At 40.9% G+C, this 20201-nt stretch carries 12 protein-coding genes; 8 read left to right on the forward strand and 4 right to left on the reverse strand.

The genetic code is table 11. The features are described from left to right. The first annotated feature begins 16 nt into the window (after window positions 1-16). A complete protein-coding gene (locus tag N7E81_RS12890) occupies window positions 17-2425 on the forward strand; it encodes an ABC transporter permease (RefSeq protein WP_263050000.1) in 2409 nt (802 codons plus the stop codon). 2 nt (window positions 2426-2427) lie between these two features. Here N7E81_RS12890 and N7E81_RS12895 read toward each other — a convergent pair whose 3' ends face one another. From N7E81_RS12895 to N7E81_RS12910, 4 genes are all read right to left on the reverse strand, one after another. Further along, on the reverse strand, window positions 2428-2865 hold the full coding sequence (locus tag N7E81_RS12895; RefSeq protein WP_263050001.1) for a hypothetical protein: 438 nt from the start codon (window positions 2863-2865) through the stop codon (window positions 2428-2430). Window positions 2866-3065: 200 nt separating this feature from the next. Next, window positions 3066-3737 carry a bifunctional 4-hydroxy-2-oxoglutarate aldolase/2-dehydro-3-deoxy-phosphogluconate aldolase gene (locus N7E81_RS12900; protein ID WP_263050002.1) on the reverse strand — a complete coding sequence of 224 codons (672 nt, stop codon included), beginning with the start codon at window positions 3735-3737 and terminating at the stop codon, window positions 3066-3068. A 4-nt stretch (window positions 3738-3741) separates the two neighbouring features. Then, on the reverse strand, window positions 3742-4962 hold the full coding sequence (locus tag N7E81_RS12905; protein WP_263050003.1) for a 6-phosphofructokinase: 1221 nt from the start codon (window positions 4960-4962) through the stop codon (window positions 3742-3744). Between the two features lie 92 nt (window positions 4963-5054). After that, window positions 5055-6101 carry a sugar kinase gene (locus tag N7E81_RS12910; RefSeq protein ID WP_263050004.1) on the reverse strand — a complete coding sequence of 349 codons (1047 nt, stop codon included), beginning with the start codon at window positions 6099-6101 and terminating at the stop codon, window positions 5055-5057. A gap of 165 nt (window positions 6102-6266) precedes the next feature. Here N7E81_RS12910 and N7E81_RS12915 point away from each other — a divergent pair, with 165 nt between their 5' ends. The 7 genes from N7E81_RS12915 to N7E81_RS12945 all read left to right on the forward strand — a co-directional run bounded on the left by N7E81_RS12915 (window position 6267) and on the right by N7E81_RS12945 (window position 20195). Continuing rightward, complete coding sequence (locus N7E81_RS12915) at window positions 6267-7301, forward strand: substrate-binding domain-containing protein (protein ID WP_263050005.1); 1035 nt, start codon at window positions 6267-6269, stop codon at window positions 7299-7301. A 597-nt stretch (window positions 7302-7898) separates the two neighbouring features. Next, window positions 7899-8624: a FadR/GntR family transcriptional regulator gene (locus N7E81_RS12920; RefSeq protein ID WP_263050006.1), complete on the forward strand. Its 726-nt coding sequence runs from the start codon at window positions 7899-7901 to the stop codon at window positions 8622-8624. Between the two features lie 265 nt (window positions 8625-8889). Beyond that, a complete protein-coding gene (locus N7E81_RS12925) occupies window positions 8890-12030 on the forward strand; it encodes a SusC/RagA family TonB-linked outer membrane protein (protein WP_263050007.1) in 3141 nt (1046 codons plus the stop codon). Window positions 12031-12048: 18 nt separating this feature from the next. Next, on the forward strand, window positions 12049-13479 hold the full coding sequence (locus N7E81_RS12930) for a RagB/SusD family nutrient uptake outer membrane protein (RefSeq protein WP_263050008.1): 1431 nt from the start codon (window positions 12049-12051) through the stop codon (window positions 13477-13479). A 12-nt stretch (window positions 13480-13491) separates the two neighbouring features. Next, a complete protein-coding gene (locus N7E81_RS12935; RefSeq protein WP_263050009.1) occupies window positions 13492-15486 on the forward strand; it encodes a PKD domain-containing protein in 1995 nt (664 codons plus the stop codon). A gap of 144 nt (window positions 15487-15630) precedes the next feature. Then, entirely contained in the window at window positions 15631-17916 is a 2286-nt protein-coding gene (locus tag N7E81_RS12940; protein ID WP_263050010.1) for a chondroitinase-B domain-containing protein, read from the forward strand. Continuing rightward, window positions 17913-20195: a heparinase II/III domain-containing protein gene (locus N7E81_RS12945; RefSeq protein ID WP_263050011.1), complete on the forward strand. Its 2283-nt coding sequence runs from the start codon at window positions 17913-17915 to the stop codon at window positions 20193-20195. The genes N7E81_RS12940 and N7E81_RS12945 overlap by 4 nt, the downstream gene beginning before the upstream one ends. The last annotated feature ends 6 nt before the right edge of the window (window positions 20196-20201 follow it).

Below are 20201 nucleotides of genomic sequence, written 5' to 3' on the forward strand. Positions count from 1 at the left end.
AAAACTCAATCATAAAATGCTCAAAAATTTCTTCAAGATTGCCTATCGAAATTTTATGCGTCAGCGTGTGTATAGTTTGGTCAATACCACTGGGTTAGCCATAGGTGTAGTCTGTTTTCTCTTGATCTTTCTCTACATCCATGATGAATTGAGTTATGATACTTTTCATAGCAAATCCGACCGAACCTATCGTGTTATTGAACATTTCGAAAGCGATGGAGTCGGTGAGCATTCTGCTAGTCAACCATTTCCTGTAGGCCCCACTCTACAGAGCGAATATCCAGGGCAAGTAGAGTATATGACACGTTTGTTCAACTTTCAATCCCCTTTTTTGGCTTTGGCTAATCGAACGCTGGATAGAAATTTTAACGAGCCAAATGTGTTTTTTGTGGATTCTACTTTTTTCGATGTCTTTGATTATGAGCTAGTTGTTGGGGATAAAAATACGGCTTTGGATGAGCCAAATGCCATTTTGATTACCGAATCTATGGCTAAGAAATATTTTAGTGATCAAAACCCATTAGGACAAAACCTTCAGTTTCAAGGAGAACAAAATCTAGTGGTGAAGGGTGTGCTGGCGGATGCGCCACTGAACGCACATTTTCAGTATGATTTTTTGATTTCTTTTGCTACCCTCCGGACACAATATCCCAATAGAGTGATAAAAGGCTGGTATTGGAATCCGTGCTGGACTTATCTGGTGCTCAAGGATCAGTCTGAGGCTGTTACACTCACTAGTATGTTTCCTGATTTTGTGCAGAAGTATTTCGATGAAGGGGTTCGAGATGATGTTGCATTAGAGTTGCAACCGCTTACAGATATTCACCTCAAATCAAAGTTGGACTATGAAATAAAAGCCAATAGCAATGAGAATAATATCTATGTGTTTTCAGCGGTAGCTGTTTTTGTTTTGCTCATAGCTGTGATCAATTTCATCAACTTGTCTACAGCTCGAGCCACTAAGCGAGCCAAGGAAGTTGGTATCCGCAAAGCCTTGGGGAGTTTGCGTCAGCAGCTCATCTGTCAGTTTGTATTTGAGTCTCTGTTGCAGACCGTATTTGCTATTGCTATAGCGATGATTGGTATTGTTTTTCTCTTGCCGAGTTTTAATGCTCTCACTGAAAAATCCATTACGCTGCTTACTTTTTGGTCGCCCTTGTACATCAGCGCCATGTTGGGTCTGATTTTATTTATAGGCTTGATTGCTGGTTTTTATCCAGCTTTTGTCTTGTCATCATTCAAGACCACGGAGGTGATAAAGGGAGGCAAGCTCAACAATCACGGCATAAAATTTCGCCGAGTATTGGTAGTACTACAATTCTCCATTTCTATGATTTTGATAGCAGGCACCATAATGGCGATTTTACAACTAAACTATTTACAAGACAGTGATTTAGGGTTTGATCAGAAAGCTGTAGTAATGATACCAGTGATCAAGACACCTATTGCGCAGCATTATGAAAACATGAAAAGTGAAATGTTGTCGCATGCTACGATCAGGTCTGTGACGGCCCTAGAAGAAGTCTTGGGAGCCAAGCATCAGGTAATGAACTATGAGTTTGAAGGAACAGAAAAATCACGGCCATATCCTCGACTTTTTGTGAGGCACGATTTTTTGAAGACGTTCGATATCCCATTACTGGCAGGGCGGGCATATGATCCTTCCTATGTGACTGACGATAGCTTGGCGCTCGTGGTAAATGAGACGATGATCAAGCAGCTAGGCTATGGCGCAGCAGAGCAAGGAGTTGGTAAGTCTGTGAAGCTTCAAGGTCGTTCAGGTAAAATAGTGGGAGTGGTGGAGGACTTTAACTTCACCTCCAAGCATCATCCGATGTCTCCCATTGCGGTAGATCTCTGGACCGCTCCTTTTACTTTTAACCTATTTATGAAATACATGGCTGTGAAAGTAGATCGAGACAATTTGCCAGCTTCTTTGGTGGTGATTGAGAAGACATGGCAGAAGTTTATACCGAGTCGTCCATTCGAATATTTCTTTTTGGAAGACCGATTGGCAGCGTCTTATAAGTCAGAGGCCAAACTGAGTATGATTACGACTGTCTTTTCTGGATTAGCCATATTAGTAGCTTGTTTAGGTTTGTTTGGATTGGCTACATTTACTATGGAACAACGAACAAAAGAGATTGGTATCAGGAAGGTATTGGGAATCAAAACAAGAGAGATTGTTTTGTTGCTTTCTAAAGACTTTATGGTATTGGTTGGTCTGTCTTTTATAATCGCCGTACCAGTAGCCTACGTTATGATAGATTGGTGGTTGGCTGGCTTTGCTTATCGAATAGACGTGGTGATGTGGCCCTTTTTAGTAGCAGGAGGCGCTACTTTTTCAGTGGCTATGCTTACTGTAGGTATACACTCCCTCAAGGCCGCAACGATCAACCCTGCTAGGACATTGAAATATGAATAGTCTTATTTAGAAGTTCTTGTGAGGTTTTTCAATAAAAGAACCTCGATCATGAGTAGCCAAAATAGTACTACAAACTCTAAGGAGACCATGATGTACCATTCGAAAGGATAAGTGAGGACAGTGGTATCAACCCCCAAGCTCATATATGTCAATAGCGCAGTGCCTAAAATGACTACGGCAAAAATAATCGAGAATGCTAAGGATAATTGTGGCGTTTTTTGAGCTACAAATCGCATGAGCATATAGCTATGTCTAAAAGCGATTAGCGTAGCGCCCAAGTAAAAAACTGCTGTTAATGGATTGGTAATGATGGAAAAAAATTCGAGCGGAGGGTTGATGGGGGTGAGGTAATCGAAATCGAATAAGTATCCTATGTATAGGATAGAAAACAGACCAAATCCGATATTCCAATATCTTTCTCCTTTTTCTAATCTAATCACTCTTTTTACGGTATTCAAAATGGATACTCAAAAATGCTAATAACGGCTGACTTATAAAAAGGATACGGAGATTAGCAGGTCGATTTTTTTAGTGATAGTCAAAGGGAGGCAAAAGAAAAGCCCTCTTACGAGGGCTTTTCATTGATGCATAATCCATCGGGCAATGGATTAAATCGTAATAAACACACTAATCGTTATTTTTAACCTCTTAGCTTTTGGATCAGCGCCAATGTCGCTTTCACCTTAGCAGTCAGTCCAGCGTAGTCATACTCGCCTTCAGAGTTTTTTACAAAAAGTTTAGATCCCATACCTACGCAATGTACGCCAGCGTCGATCCACCCTTTTAGGTTGTCTTCAGTAGGCTCTACCCCGCCAGTTGGCATGATGCTGCTCCATGGGAATGGGCCTTTTACAGCTGCCACGAATGATGGACCGCCTACTTGTGAACCAGGGAATATCTTCACTACTTCAGCACCTAGTTCTTCTGCGTATGATATTTCAGTCAATGAACCACATCCAGGAGACCAAGCAATTTTTCTTCGGTTACAAACCTTCGCCATGTCAGCATTCAAGATAGGAGATACCACGAAGTTGGCTCCATTCTGGATGTAAAGTGAAGTAGTACCAGCATCTACTACAGAGCCAATGCCCAAAATCAATTCAGGTGTTTCTTTAGCTGCAAACTTGTTGAGCTCGTTGAAAACTTCTTGGGCGTAATCGCCTCTGTTTACAAACTCAAAAACTCTTACTCCGCCTTCGTAGCAGGCTTTTAGTATTTTTTTACATACTTCAATGTCTTTGTGATAAAAGACAGGTACCATGCCTGTGGCTCCCATTTGCTGGGCTACTTCTATTCTTGTAAATCGTGCCATAACTTTATTTCCAGTTTAATATTTTGTTGAAATCATATGTTTCAGGGTTAGGTACTATTTTTTCGGCTTTCGCCAAATCAGCTTCCTCTAAGAAATGTAGATTGTTTAGGCTAAGTTTATAAATTTCAGCTTCTATATCCACCAAACGAGGAGGAATCACCCCGTCACTATTTTCAAATTCTGATAGAAACATAGGTTTGATATCACCACGTGAATTGGTCGTTACGATACAGCCTGTGTTGCCTTCATCATATAGTTTTTTTACACCTATTCCCAAAAGGGTGCAAAGTGTAAGGTCATAACCTATCGGGCGGCAGCATCTCAGCTCATAGCCGATCTCTACCGGTCGACTCTTGATTTCGATACCCAACGTTTTGAGCTTTTCTTGCACCAATACATTGAAAATATTGGACTTGCTCACATTGCCGAGCTCTGGGTGACCGTGTGCATCGTAGGTGAATAGGATGCCTGAGTCTTTGAGCTCTTGCTCATCGATCACATGAAATACCCCTTCGCTTACTAGTGCTACACCATAGTTGATGCCTTCTAATTTTCTTTTGATCATCGACGAAATGATCAGGTTTACCACCTTGTCGAGTGTCACCTTGGTTTTGTCGAACATCTCAGGGATAATCAACATGGGAAAGTGACAGGCTGAGGCGATCCCGAAAGCCAAGTGACCCGCCGACCTTCCCATGGCTGACATGATAAACCAATTTTGACTTGTGATGGCGTCTTCGTAGATTGTGTTACCGATCTTTACACCTTCGTCTTTGGCCGAATGAAATCCAAAAGTAGGATTCCGATCGGGCAGAGGCAAGTCATTGTCTATTGTTTTAGGTACGTGAATATTCTTCACATCTACCTTACTTTTCTTTAGATATTTAGCTAGTCGGTTGGCAGTACTCGCTGTATCGTCACCCCCTATGGTGACGAGTAATTTTACATTGTTGTCAATGAAAAATTTAGCATTAAAATCTTCTTCTTTAGGTTTGAATCTGCTCATTACAAGCGAAGATCCTCCTCTGCTGAAAATACGATCCGCATAAGCGAAATCAAAGTCGGTGACCTCAGGGTTTTCCGAAAGAATGCCCTTGTAGCCCCCATGCACGCCCAGTACGCGATAGCCATCCTTGAGAAAAGTCTTGGCTATGGTGCTCACCACGGTATTGATACCTGGAGCTGGGCCGCCGCCGCATATTATTGCAATGGATGGAATGGACATGTAGTTTTTAGTTTGTGGGTATGGGGTAAAAAGAAGGGCGATCTCGGTTTAAATATTCTAGGAAAAAATATAGATCGCCCGTTCTTATTTTGCTATCTGGCTACTCTACCTGATGCGTCTCCACCCATCAGTTTTTCAACCTCTGCTACCGTTACCAGATTAGCATCTCCTTTAATAGTATGTTTCAGACAAGACGCTGCTACTGCAAAATCCAATGCCTTTTGATCGTCCTGAGGGTAAGTCAATAGTCCGTAGATCAATCCACCCATAAACGAATCTCCACCACCTACACGGTCTACGATGTCTGTGATTTGGTACTGACGAGTCTCGTACATTTTAGTACCGTCGTACAATACGCCCGCCCATGTGTTGTGAGAAGCAGAAATACTTCCTCTTAGGGTGGTGATTACTTTTTTCGCTTTAGGGAATTTTTTCATCATTTGCTGACATACAGATAGGAAGGCTTCTGCTTTTACGTCATGCCCTTGTGTTTGTACCGTGATGCCTTCTGGCTTGATGCCAAAGTGCATTTCAGCATCTTCTTCGTTGCCTAGTACGATGTCGCAATAAGAAGTCAACTCACTCATGATTTCTTCTCTTTTCTTAGCATCACAGTAGTTCCAAAGTTTAGCTCTGTAGTTCAAGTCTGTAGATACAGTAACTCCCATGTCAGAAGCTACTTTTACTGCCTCTAGGCAAGCGTCTGCTGCGCTCTGAGAGATTGCAGGAGTGATGCCTGTCCAGTGGAAAAAGCCAGCATCCTTGAATACTTCCTTCCAATCTACCATGCCTGGCTTGATTTCGCACATCGCAGAGTGATCTCTGTCATATACGACTTTACTTCCTCTGCTTACTGCGCCAGTTTCTAGAAAATAGATGCCCAATCTGTCACCACCAAATACGATGTTGTTGGTGTTTACACCTCTTTTTCTCATTTCCATCAATGCACATTCGCCGATGTCATTCTTAGGTAGTCGAGTCACGAAATCAACGGGTACACCATAGTTGGCAAGCGATACTGCCACGTTAGATTCACCACCTCCGTATACTACGTCGAAGCTATTGGCCTGAGAAAATCTTAAAAATCCCTGTGGAGCCAATCTCAACATGATCTCTCCAAATGTTACTACCTTTTTCATAATCTTATAATGTTTTGCTTTTACCGTGTTCGTTAACGGGGCTTGTTAAAAAGAAAACCCCAGAGAAGAGGTTTTGTATACCGTGTTCGTTAACGATGAATACAAATGTAGTATATTGCTGGTAAACACAAAATCATTCGAGCTTTTTTTTAATATTTGCCGCCCATGAAAAGAATTACCATAAAGGAAATAGCCAAAAAAGCTGGCGTATCAGTAGGGACAGTAGATCGTGTCTTGCACAACAGGGGTGAAGTGGCAGATAAAACTAAAAAGCTGGTGAAGCAAATCGCCAAGGACGGTAATTACTCCACCAATGTATTTGCTCGAAATCTAAAGCTCAATAAAACCTATCGATTTGCTATCATCTTGCCTCAAGATAACGAATACTGGAAGACGCAGAGGCTAGGAATAGAAACAGCTGCTATGGAGTACGCTTCATTAGGAGTGGAATTGGATTTTTATACTTTCGATAGGCAAAATCAAGATTCATTTGTAGCGCAGTCTGAACGAGCTATGGAATCGATGCCAGATGCTGTGGTGATGGCTCCTTTGCTAGAGAAAGAAGCCAGTCAGATCTGCGGACAGTTGGATCTGGTAGGAATACCTTATGTGTTTGTGGATTCTAATTTGCAATCGGCCTCGCCGTTGGCCTTTATTGGACAGGATTCTGTGCAGAGTGGATACTTGGCGGCCAAGCTTTTGAATATAGGTCATCCAAAAGGACATCAGTCTTTGGTGATTAAGTTTAGAGATTTTGATAGCCTAAACAAAACGATTGATGAGCGTATTGCTGGCTTTAGAAAATTTTATAAAGAACACCACCTGAATACTGACCTGATAGAAGAGGTGGAAATAGGTTTGGATGAGGCGGCATTGCGTGAATGGTTTAAAACTAGACAAGTAGGTGATGCGCTCATATTTGTACCCAATTCTAGGTCGCACCAAGTAGCCACGCAAGCGGCGGCTGTGTTTGAGCCTAATAAGTATAGAGTGATTGGGTATGATTTGGTTCAGAAAAATCTAGAAGGTTTGAATGAAGGGCGAATTGAGTTTATCATCCATCAAAATCCCAAAACACAGGGGACACTCAGTATTCAGACTTTATATAGACACCTTATACTCAACTCTGAAATCAATGCTTCGCAATACATGCCCCTAGATATTCTTACAAAAGAGAATGTAGCCTTTGCAGATAATTAAGGTTTGTTTTTGAAAGAAATAGAAAGGGCTGTTTTTTATGCGAAAACAGCCCTTTTTTGTGAGTTGTCTATTGCTATAGACTCAACCTGAGTTGGCCTATAAGGATGGTTGAATCGTCTTTATAAAAAAATGCGGATTGATCTGGATATATCCAGTCAGTCTAAATCTTCAAATTGTCGACTACACATCTTATGCTGGGTGCAGCTAGCCAGTAATGGGTTTTTCAAGATACGTGTGGAGTTTTTTATTTCGTTTTTATAAGAACAAGTTAGTGGTGTACATTGATTGATTAATGATTGGTTAACCAATTAGATATTGCTATAATAAATCATATTAAAACAGTAGATCCATATTTAAAACAAATGCTTTCGGATCAAGGGCTTAAAAAATGTATACATTATGATAATGGTAATATGAAAGCTGTATTATGGCATTTTTTCTATTTTAAGCAGTATTTTGTTCGTAATGATGATGATTTGGTAATATTTAGATGGAAAAATAATTGTGCGATATCGCAGGTTTTTCTATGTATTTTTTGGAGGAGTAAAATATTTAATATAAATTGGTCAACCAATCTTTATAGTAAATGTTTGTAATATGGAATTACTAAAGAATTTTAGTCAAATAGTTATCGAGTCGCCAGTAGATCAGATTATCAGTCAGATTAAGCAGCTCATTACTTCAGGTCAATTGAAGCCAGGGGATAAACTTCCTTCCGAAAGAAAGTTGTGTGATGTATTAGGTGTAGGAAGAACGCACCTCAGAGATGCCATTAAGAAATTAGAATTTTATGGTATCCTCAAAACATTACCTCAGAGCGGAACGGTAGTGGCAGGTATGGGTATCACTGCACTGGAAGGGTTGATTTCAGATGTATTGAAGTTGGAAGGAGATGATTTTAGCTCGCTGGTAGAGACCAGAGTAATACTAGAGACTAATAGTGCTGTGCTAGCTGCCGAGCGTAGGACGGGTAATGATATTAGAGAGATTGAAAGAGCATTATTCGCTCATAGGGCGAAAATAGAGCAAAGTGATCATGCAGTAGAAGAAGATCTCATGTTTCACCTCAAAATTGCAGAGGCCAGTAAAAACTCAGTTTTGAAATCATTGATGTTGATAATAACACCAGATATTTTGTCGTATTTCAAACAGCATGACGTGTGTGGTGATGGCAGATCCACTAGAGCTGTAGAGCAACATGAGAAGATTTTAGAATATATAAAGAGTCAGGATACGGTAGCGGTGAGCAAAGTGATGAGAGAGCATTTAGGTGATATCCTTGACTATTCGAAAACGATACAAGTAGAACAATTATATAACTAAAAAAAAGGAAAAACAGACTATGATGAAATGACCTCTATATAAAAACAAAGATGGATTAACCAAGGGTTAACCCATCCGTAGCGGGAACGATTATTTAAATGTGTAAAATATCAATTTGGCCATCGGTATTTACATTTAAAAAAATCACGTGCTGATACAAAGATAACCAAGTAACTGTAACTCAACAGGCATGGTGCGTCTTTTTCTACCTATCTCCCCGCATCAGCACCTTACTATATACTAAGTATGAACAAAATCATTAAAGATGAAAAACACTTTACTATTATCAAAAAACTACCAGAAGCGAGCTTTTGCTGCGCTGCTGATAGTGTTGAATGCGATGATAATAACACCGGTATTCGCTCAGGATACTAAAATATCAGGGGTAGTAAACTCCGAAACGAATGAGCCTCTACCAGGTGTTACAATTATAATCCAAGGAACTACAAACGGTACAGTTTCGGATATAGAAGGAAATTTCTCTATTATGGCTCCTTCTGATGCCGTACTTGACTTTTCTTTTATTGGATATTTAAAACAATCTGTGTCTGTAAATGGCAGATCTACTATAGATATATCTATGGAGCCAGACGTTGAGCAACTCGAAGAAGTAGTTGTAGTAGGATACGGTACACAGAAAAAGTCTACAGTAACAGGAGCGATCTCTAAAGTAACAAACGAAAATTTGGATCAAATTGCGGTATCTAGAGTAGACGATGCCTTGATTGGTCAAGTGTCGGGTGTGAATATTCAGGCGACTAACGCCGAGGCAGGTGCTGCACCTACAATTACGATTAGAGGATTTGGATCGGTTAATGCTGATACGGGGCCAGCTGTGGTAGTAGATGGAGTAGTGGTTAGTTCTGATTTCCTTGGAAACATGAATATGAACGATATCGCTTCTTTTGAAGTATTGAAAGATGCTGCATCGGCAGCTATTTATGGTAGTGAAGGTGCCAATGGTGTAATCATGATCACAACAAAAAGTGGGCAGCCAGGCAAGACTAAGTTTAGCTATGAAGGTTTCTTCGGTTTCAAAGAAGCTTTTGGTAGCGATGACTATAAGAAGAGTATTAATGACTGGGCTGCCAAGGAAATGGAAGAAACTGGAGAGCTTAGCGAACAAACGCAACATGGTCTTATCATTTCTAAAGCTGCAGGTGGTTTAGATCGCGATTGGCAAGATGTATTTTTCGATGGCGGTATTATTCAGAGCCATGCTTTTTCAGCAAGAGGTGGTGATGACAGAACATCTTTTAGTGCATCTATGAAGTATCTTCATGATGAGGGTGTGGTAATTACGGATGACTTCAAATTGTTTACTGGGTCAATAAAAGTGGACACTAAGCTGAATAAAAAATTAAAATTCGGAATAAGTGCGACACCTTCTTATACGACAGCCAGAAGACTCCCTACATCAATACACAACCCAATGAGACAATCTCCATGGTTGCCGATTTATCATACTGAAGAAACGTTAGCGTTAGTAAATACAGATGACCCTAATGCTACTAAGTATTTTCCAGATCTAAAGCCAGGTGACTATGCTAGAGAAGATCATTTTGGGCCTATGGACGTAGATGGTGATGGTGATTTGGATGCTACAGCTCGTACTTCTGGTGATCAAAATCCATATGCACAATATGTAGAAAGAGAGCACATTGATGTTACTACTGCTTTGATCGGGGCTACTTATTTGAGCTACCAATTGGTAGACGGACTTACTGCAAAAACTCGTATGAGCATTAGCTTGGATCAACGTAAAAGAACCCGTTGGGATGGTAGCGAGTATCACCACAGTAACCCTGCTGAGTTTTATATTCAAAACAGATTCAGGACAAGAATTATCTCTGATAATATATTGACATACAATAAAGGTTTTGGCGATCATGACCTTGGTGCCATGGCTGGTTTGACGATTCAAAAAAGAACCAATGACTATAATGAGGTAGTAGGATCTGGCTATGCCAATGATCGATTGAAAAATTTGGCTGGTGCTACTTCAGTGTCAGAGCAATTAGAAAACCAAATAGTAACTACAAAAGTGGGATACTTTGCGAGAGTGAATTATTCGTACAAAGAGAGATACTTATTTAACGCCTCATATAGACGTGATGGAGGTTCTGTCTTTGGAATAGATTCTAAATGGGGTAGTTTCCCAGCGATTTCTGCTGGATGGAATGTACACAATGAGGACTTCATGTCGAGCAATAATATCCTGAGTATATTGAAATTGAGAGCTAGTTATGGTTTAACAGGTACTGAAAAATTCAACGTGGGAGATGATCTTGTAAATGCTTGGCCGTATTTGGCTTTGTTGAACAGTACGAATAACGCCGTTGTCAACGGTAGCGTAGCAGCAGGAGTTAGTCCGCTTAATGTAGCAAATACACTCTTGCAATGGGAAGGGTCAGCTGAACTTTCTATTGGGGTTGATTATGGACTATTAGGTAATAGAATTACAGGATCTGTAGATTACTACAATAGAGTAAGTGATAATTTGCTCTTACAAAACCCTGTATCCTATGGTACTGGTTTTAATGCTGCTATCGTGAACTTGGGTGAAGTGAGAAACAGCGGATTTGAGGTTGAACTAAGAACGAAAAACATAGTTACTAGCAAATTTGCTTGGAGTACCACATTCATTGCATCTACAAACAAAAATGAGTTGACAGCTTTTGGTGAGTCAAACGGAGCCTTGTTAGAAGATACATTCGGTAGAAATTCACAATGGATCAACGAGATCGGCAATCCTATTTCATCATTCTATGGATATGTAGTAGATAGATCTAAGCCTATTCCTAACGAGTATGTAACTACTCCTTCCGTTCCGATCAACGGACAAGGTCAAGATGTAGTCGTTGTGGATTTGAACGGCGATGGTATCATCTCTGATGCTGATAAGACAATTCTTGGAGATCCATACGCAGATGTACTTTGGAGTGTAACTAATGAGTTTAAAATAGGTGCATTTGACGTGTCTTTCATGTTCCAAGGAAGCTATGGTGGACAAATCAAAAACATTGGAGATGAATATTTCTACACTTGGTGGTTGGGTGCTACTACTAGTCCTCAGCAAATGGTGGATGACGGATTTGTATCACACACTTCTTTCATTCAGCCAAAGGTTCAAACAGACCAGGTAGTGCAGGATGCAGGTTATGTCTCTTTGCGTAATGTGAACATTGGGTATAGACTGCCAAAGGAATTGGTAGCTAAAGCTGGCCTTACAGGCGTAAGAGTATATGCGTCTGGTCAGAATTTATTCTATATCACATCAAACGAATACCATGGCTTCAACCCTGAGTATATCGATAATGATAACAACCCAAGACAATATGGGTCGCAAAGAGCTGGTACGCCAATCTTTAGAACATTGGCTTTTGGTCTAAGTGTTGATTTTTAATCTAAAAAGACAAAGTTTATGAAACTTAAAAAATATATATTATTAGCAATAACAGGTAGCATTTTTTACTCCTGTGATGTTGATGAGTTCCTGAATCCATTACCAGAAACTGCAGTAGTTGTTGATACTTATTTTCAATCAGATGCAGATGTGTTGACTGGGATTATTGGAATTTATGATGCCATTCAAGGCGTAAACGAAAATACAGACGGTGATGATGTGACTGTAAACAGAGGCATTCAGTATGAATACCTACTGACAGAGCATCGTTCAGATAATACCCGAAGTGCAACACTTGAGGGGTCTCGTGCAGATTTTCATAGGTATTTGACTAACGCAGACAACGAGCAGTCAGAAGACTATTGGGCCTCTATGTATGATGTGATTTTCAGAGCAAATAACATCCTTAATTTTATGGATGTAGCTGATGCTGGCAATGTAGCTAAATACTCAGCCGAAGCTAAATTTTTGAGAGCTTATGCTTATTTCAACTTGGTGAGATTGTATGGTGATGTGCCGTTGATCACTGAGGTGCTGATTCAAGATGACAAAGAAGCACTTTTTACTAGAGTAGATGTGTCTACTGTTTACGCACAGATTGTAGCAGACTTGACAGAGGCGGTTGCGGCTTTGGACAATACAAACAAAGCGAGAGCATCTAAAGCTGCTGCTCAAGGCTTGTTGGCCAAGGTCTACATGTCTCAACCTTCACCTGACTATGCGCAAGCCAAAACATTGTGTGAGGCTGTAATTAGCGATGGTAGCTATTCTTTAGAGCCTAACTTCAATGATGTGTTTTATTCGGAATTGAATAATGAAATCATTTTCGCTATTCAATACCTTCCGACGAACCCGTTTGAAAGTCAAGGGTTTTCTGCAGAGTTTACTTCTGCGGTACGTAAAGGCTTGCAAGACGGTCTGAATATGCCAAATGAGAATTTGATTCTTGATCTAAATGCATTTGGAGGAAGCAGAACTGCTACTAGTATCACTAATGTGCAAGGTTCGATAGAGGTAGCCAAATTTTTGCCAGATGGTAATGATTGGATTGCAGATTACGGTCCAAACCCTCGTAATGCGGGTAATGATTGGATTATACTTCGGTATTCAGATATCCTTTTGATGCATGTAGAAGCGATCATGGCTAGTTCATCATCAACAAGCAACTCAGCTGCCTTAGCTTCTTTTCAGTTGGTAAGAAATCGTGCAGGCTTGACTACTTCAGTAACGTCAATATCTAAAAACGAACTACTACGAGAAAGAAGGGTTGAATTTGCTTTTGAAAATCAGAGGTTTTTTGACTTACTGCGATTTGGTGTAGCAGATCAAGTATTGAGTGATCATGCTGCTGATATGGGATATACTGATTACAGTGCTAGAGCTTTGTTGCTCCCCATTCCTGCAAGAGAAATTAATTTAAGTAGTGGTCTTTTGACTCAAAACCCATAATAATACTTGATTATGAAAAATTCATTAAGTAATACTTTACATAAAGCAGCCAAGTACTTATTAGGCTTGGTAGCTATAGGATTGATCAACGCATGTGTTGAGGATGTTCTGCCTGGCGCAGGTTCTAAACCAGACGAGGTTCCTCCAGGAGCTAACTTTTCATATGCCTCTGATGCGGAAGATTTTAAAAAAATCATTTTTACAAACCTTTCACAAGAAGCAATATCTTTTGAGTGGGATTTTGGAGTACCTGGTGCTGAAGTACCTGATAGTGTTTTGACTGCTAAGGATCCAGAATTTACATATCCCGATGAAGATACTTATTCTGTAAAACTGATTGCGACTGACGGACTGGGTATAAGTGATACGATTACTTTAGAGGTAGTTGTAGTAAAGGGACCCTATTTGCCCGTCATATTAGAGGCTGGCTTTGAAGATGGTCAGCTCGATGGCGGTACTGGTGATGGTAGAGATGCCTGGAGATCTAAGACGTGGACTGCAGATGGAAACTCTTGGGCTGATGAAAATGCTGTTTTTGGTATTTCAGCGAGCCCTGTAACCTACGGAAGCCAGGCAGCCAAATTGGAGCCTCAGCCATCAAACCCTCGTCAGGGTTATCAGGAAATCACAGTAGATGCTGATCAAAACTATGATCTTTATTTCTGGTATACCATGAAAGATGGGGCAGACGACCCGTGGGCGACAGTTTCGATTGTAGGTGTGACAGACCATGGACCTATTACTAGTAAAGTAGAGGCACAAGCAGGTATTATCGCTTCAGTAACAGTGAAGGATGATTCTGAGCCAGAGGTTTATGTTCAACAGAAGCTTTCTTTTTATTCAGGAACTAATACGACTGTTGCTATTTATTTCTGGAATGATGGAAATGTAGAAACTAGATTGGATGAATTTTCTATTGAAATAGGATCTGCAGGTGCAGTGCCACCGTCAGTGTCTTTCACTGCTGAGCAGAGCGCAGTAAATTATTTGGAATATACTTTCGTAAATTCTTCAATAGATGCAGAGTCTTATCAGTGGGATTTAGGTGATGGAAACACTTCTACTGATGCATCTCCAACTCACACTTATGCAGAGGCCGGTATGTATACGGTTAGCTTAATTGGAACGAATGAAAGTGGACTTACCGCCGATTTTAGTACAACAATTGACATTCAAGATCCCGTAACGGCTGAGTTTTCTTATGCTGAAGGTGCTGATGTATTTACTATTGATTTCTCAGACGAGTCAGTGAACGCTGTAAGTGTTATGTGGGATTTTGGTGATGGTTACTCCTTTTCTACTACAGAAAAAAATGCGGACATTACTCATATATACACTGGAGGACCTGGGTTTTACATTGTTAAACTTACTTCTACGAGTAGTACTGGATTAGAAAGTGAAAAGTTAGAAACACTAGCTATTGGAGTTCCCAAAGTATTAGGAGGAGATTTTGAAGATACCGATACTGGAGATGATAGAGACTATTGGAAACCAGCTAGTTTCTCAGGGAGTGAAACGTCTACTACGCCATATGGTGGAAGTAGTGATGGAGCCTTCCAAACGTACGATGGTACAGATACTGAATCTAAAACAAGAGGAGCCAAGATTGATGCATCGAGATGTGCAGTTGATGCTTCTGGAAATGTAAGTACTGGTAATACCAGGTATGCATATCAGGAGATTTCAGGTCTTAGCGCTGGCGTAGAGTACTACCTCGAGTATTCATACAACAATTCTGGTGGTACTATAGTAGCAGGTGAGATCTTGGATGGTCACTTCGACGATGGTTCTAATGCCTTAGCTGCGTCACTTAATGGATCATCTTTAGTAGAAATTCAGGGAACAGCGGCTACTGGTGAAGATATTGGTAATAGTTGGAGAACGATTAGAGGGAAATTCACTGCTCCTGCAAGTGGCAATGTGTCTATTTGGATGTGGGCATTTGGTGGTCAGTCGTATTACGACAACATCAAGATACTTCCAGCTTCAATAGTAGATACTCCTTAATGATCTGATATTAAGTAGAGATAAATAATATCACCCAGGGTCCATCCCTGGGTGATATTTATAAAAAAATAAGAGTTCGTGTAAAAAAAAAATGGGCATTGCAGCAAGTAGAAAAACTGCGTCAATAAAAAAACAAAAACTAGAATGATTTATAGAAGTAAATGGATAGGTCTCAATGCAGTAATTATGAGTTTGCTCATGCTAGTCCTATTCACCACAGGGTGTGACACCCCAAGCCAATCACGAGCAACAGTAGCTAATGCAGAAGAATTGAAAGTGAAATTAGCATTAACCAACCCTGGTGATACTATTCTACTCGCCAATGGCGAATGGAAAGATGCTGAATTGGTGATCAAAGCTAAAGGTACAGCTGAGGCACCTATAGTAGTGATGGCAGAGTCTCTAGGAGGGGTGACTCTTACTGGTCAGTCTAATCTCAAATTAGCTGGTGAATATGTAGTAATCAGTGGTTTGTATTTTACTAATGGATATACGCCAACTGCTGAAGTGATTTCTTTCAGAATAAAAAAAGACGACCTAGCCAACAACTGTAGAATAACCCAAACAGTAATAGAAAATTATTCCAATCCAGAGCGTCATGACAACGACTACTGGGTAGGCATGTATGGTAAAAACAACCAATTCGATCACAACGCACTCGTAGGCAAAGGCAACAGAGGCGTGACTATGGCTGTGAGACTCAATACAGAAGAGAGTCTGGACAACAACCATCTGATCGATCACAACTATTTTGGCCCAAGAGAAAATCTAGGAGCCAACGGTGGAGAGACCTTGCGTATAGGTACCAGCCACTATTCCCTTTCTTACTCCAATACACAGGTGATCAACAACTACTTCGATCGATGTGATGGAGAGCACGAAATCATCTCAAACAAATCGTGCGGCAACTTGTTTAAAGGCAATGTATTCGACGAATGTGTAGGTACTTTGACTTTCAGACATGGCAATGAAAATATTGCAGAAAGCAATGCTTTCTTCGGCAATGGCAAACCTCATACAGGGGGGATTAGAGTCATCAACGAGAAGCAAAAAGTGATCAATAACTACGGCTATGGTCTTACAGGGCATAGGTTTCGAGGTGCATTGGTAGTGATGAATGGTGTACCCAACTCACCAATCAACAGGTATCACCCAGTGAAAGATTCTCAGATCAACAGCAATACTTTTGTCAATTGCGACTATGTGCAGCTGTGTGCAGGTAGCGATGCGGAGCGAAGTGCCGTGCCACAGAGCACCAGCATTTCAAATAATATTTTTTGGAATGAGTCAAAAAACGATGTGTTTACAGCGTACGATGACATATCAGGTATCTCATTTGATGGCAATATCCTAAGTCCTAATATCAAGTCGCTAGGAGCAGGGTTCAAGGCCGTAGATGCTAAGCTTGTCAAAGATGCTTCTGGCCTTTATTCGTTGTCAGATGCGTCAGTTACCGCTGGTATCACCAAAGAATTTGCAGTAGTGTCTAAGGCAGCTGCTGGTCCATCATGGTACACCAAACCCGTAAACGGGCCCACTTTTGGCTACGGCAAGCAAATAGAAGTGGCCGCAGATCAAGATCTTTTCAAAGCTATAGGAGAAGCAAAAGCTGGCGATGTAGTGCTGCTGGCGGATGGAGAATATCTACTAGAGAAAAAAGTAGCTGTCAACTATCCAATCACTATTCAGTCTGCTGGAAATGCCGTGATCAAATTTGAGAAATCAAACCTATTCGTTATCGAAAATGGTGGAAGCCTCAAACTGAAAGGTATCACTATCGACGGAGTAGAGTCGCCAGACTACGCTGGCAATGCTGTGGTAGCTACAAGCAAGTACTCTATGAATAGAAACTACAAGTTGTTTATCGAGGATTGTACATTCAGAGACCTCGATGTCAATCACTCTTTCAATATTTTGAAAGTTTACAAAAACACATTTGCGGACAGCATCATGATTACCAATTCTATTTTTGAAGATGTAAGTGGTACCATCCTAGAGCTGAACCAAGAGAACGATGACATTGGGATCTACAATGCTGAGTTTGTGATTATGAACAACAACAGCTTCAAAAACATTGGCAAAGAGGTGGTGAATCTACATCGTGGCGGAAGCGACGAAAGCACTTTTGGACCGCTCTTATACATCGATCATTGCACTTTCGATAAAGTAGGCTTTAGTGTGAAAAACAAAGGAGGAAAAGCCTTCTCACTACACGGTGTGCAGAAAACAGCAATCACCAACTCGGTGTTTACAGATATCAAGCCATTCAATATTTTTCATACCGTAGGAGAGCCGATCACTATGATCTCTGATTGTAGCATCGATAGATCAAAATTAGAGATCAGCGATAATACAGCAGAATTGAGCAAACTCAACTTGAGCGCAAGCGCAAAAGGGACTGACGATGAAAAAATAGGGTACAAGCAATGAGTATTAGATTTAGTTATATCAGTTTAGGTTTTAGTGTGGCTGTTGCCCTGATGTTGCTTTCATGTGTCGGGCATGAAGGCAATGAAGGACAACAGCGCCTAACTGACCCCACAGCACATCCACAGCTTACATTGACGTTACAGGGGGTAGAGCAGATCAAAACCAGTTTGGGACAGGTTCCATTGTTTGATCAGACTTTATCCGATGTTATAGCAGAAGTAGATGCAGAGCTGGCTAACGGCATAGAAGTGCCTGTGCCCAAGGATTTGGCGGGTGGCTATACGCACGAAAGGCACAAGAGCAATTTCTTTATCATGCAAAAGGCAGGTACACTATTTCAGATTACTGGCGATGATAAATACGCCGTGTACCTTAGAGATATGCTTTTGGCGTACGCCGAATTGTGGCCTACCATTGGCAAGCATCCAGCGGAGCGGTCTTATGCACGTGGTAAGCTTTTTTGGCAATGTTTGAATGACGCCAATTGGTTGGTCTATACCAGCCAGGGATATGATTGTATTTATGATTGGCTGGATGTGCCTACTAGAGAGAAGTTAAACAAAGAGTTGTTTAGACCATATGCAGAGTATGTTTCAGTTGAAAATCCTCAGTTTTTCAACCGAATTCATAACCACAGCACTTGGGGAAATGCGGCAGTGGGTATGATCGGACTGGTCATGGATGATGAAGAGCTCATCAATTGGTCTTTATACGGTTTGGATATTGAAGTGCCGGGAGATATTGTCAAAGACAATGATGGAGGAGATATAAAATTAGAAGGTCAGAAAGAAGCAGGGTTTCTTGCGCAGATCGATCATTCTTTTTCCCCTGATGGTTATTATACAGAGGGGCCTTACTACCAACGATACGCCATGTATCCTTTCCTGATTTTTGCAGAGGGGTTGGCTAATAAAAAACCCGAATTAAAAATCCTTGATTATCGGGATGGATTGCTCATCAAGGCGATCAATACTTTGATTAATCAAACCAATTCAGCCGGAGAGTTTTTTCCAATCAATGATTCGCAAAAAGGAATGTCACTAGCGTCTAGAGAACTGGTAAGCGCTGTGAGTATCGCCTATTACTATGGAGGAAATGACCCTGGGTTGCTCTCCATAGTGGAAGACCAAGGCCGAGTACCACTCAACAATGCTGGGCTTGCCTCTGCCAAAGCGGTAGCCGAAGGGAAAGCTAAAAAATACCAATACAAGAGTATGGAGTTGGCTGATGGAGCCGCTGGCGACGAAGGGGCTATTGGGATCTTACGTGCTGATGATTTGACTTTGGTGATGAAATATGCCAAGCATGGCATGGGGCATGGGCATTTTGATCGATTGGGCTTTTTGCTATACGACGAAACAGGTGAAGTCATCCAAGACTATGGTGCTGCCCGCTGGGTAAATGTTGAACACAAGGACGGTGGCGGATACCTCAAAGAAAATCGCAGCTGGGCCAAAGAGACTGTGGCACACAATACGCTGGTCGTCGACAAAGATTCTCATTTTGATGGAAATGTAAAGAAAGCGGATCAAACGGCTGGTATGCCATATTATTTTCTGTCTGGTGATGACGTACAAATAGTTAGTGCCAAAGAACAGAATGCTTACCCTGGTATTGATTTGCAAAGAACCATGGCAGTAGTCAGAATAGAAGAACTAGAGAGCCCACTGGTGATAGACCTGTTTTCGGTACAAGCACCAGAAGGATCAAGGTATGATTTACCTCTTTATTATGTAGGCGAATTCATGTCGTCCAATCAGAAATTCCAAACGAACAATGTGCTTTCCCCAATGGGTAAAGAGTCGGGCTACCAGCACTTGTGGGCGGAAGCTCAAACTACCCTAGAGGGTGACGTTTTTAGCATGACTTGGTTTAATAAAAAGAAATTCTATACGGTTACCTCTGTGGTAGAGCTAGGCGATGAAATGATTTTGACCAGAATAGGTGCAAATGATCCTAATTTCAATTTGCGCAGAGATCCTGGTCTTATACATCGCAGAACAGGTGGAAATACAGTTTTTGCAAGCCTTTATGAAATACATGGCAGCTATGATTATGCATCAGAGCGGCCTTTGAACTCATTCACTTCAGTAGCAACTATGAAAATATTGCATCAATCTGAAGCATATGTTGTTGTTCAGTTTCAGCTAAAAACAGGTGAACGCTATCAATTTGCTTGCTCTCTATTGAACGATAGCAAAACGGCAAAACATACGGTAGAAGATGCTAATGGGCAATGGCAGTGGCAAGGAATTTATAATTTGAAAAAGAATATTTAATAGGAA

Source organism: Reichenbachiella carrageenanivorans (assembly GCF_025639805.1).
Taxonomy (GTDB): Bacteria; Bacteroidota; Bacteroidia; order Cytophagales; family Cyclobacteriaceae; genus Reichenbachiella; species Reichenbachiella carrageenanivorans.

Excerpts from the sequence above, each read along its gene's own strand:
- N7E81_RS12900 (WP_263050002.1), bottom strand. The coding sequence starts at position 3,737 with ATGGCACGATTTACAAGAATAGAAGTAGCCCAGCAAATGGGAGCCACA.
- N7E81_RS12930 (WP_263050008.1), top strand. The coding sequence starts at position 12,049 with ATGAAACTTAAAAAATATATATTATTAGCAATAACAGGTAGCATTTTT.
- N7E81_RS12905 (WP_263050003.1), bottom strand. The coding sequence starts at position 4,962 with ATGTCCATTCCATCCATTGCAATAATATGCGGCGGCGGCCCAGCTCCA.
- N7E81_RS12890 (WP_263050000.1), top strand. The coding sequence starts at position 17 with ATGCTCAAAAATTTCTTCAAGATTGCCTATCGAAATTTTATGCGTCAG.
- N7E81_RS12935 (WP_263050009.1), top strand. The coding sequence starts at position 13,492 with ATGAAAAATTCATTAAGTAATACTTTACATAAAGCAGCCAAGTACTTA.
- N7E81_RS12910 (WP_263050004.1), bottom strand. The coding sequence starts at position 6,101 with ATGAAAAAGGTAGTAACATTTGGAGAGATCATGTTGAGATTGGCTCCA.
- N7E81_RS12940 (WP_263050010.1), top strand. The coding sequence starts at position 15,631 with ATGATTTATAGAAGTAAATGGATAGGTCTCAATGCAGTAATTATGAGT.
- N7E81_RS12915 (WP_263050005.1), top strand. The coding sequence starts at position 6,267 with ATGAAAAGAATTACCATAAAGGAAATAGCCAAAAAAGCTGGCGTATCA.
- N7E81_RS12945 (WP_263050011.1), top strand. The coding sequence starts at position 17,913 with ATGAGTATTAGATTTAGTTATATCAGTTTAGGTTTTAGTGTGGCTGTT.
- N7E81_RS12920 (WP_263050006.1), top strand. The coding sequence starts at position 7,899 with ATGGAATTACTAAAGAATTTTAGTCAAATAGTTATCGAGTCGCCAGTA.
- N7E81_RS12925 (WP_263050007.1), top strand. The coding sequence starts at position 8,890 with ATGAAAAACACTTTACTATTATCAAAAAACTACCAGAAGCGAGCTTTT.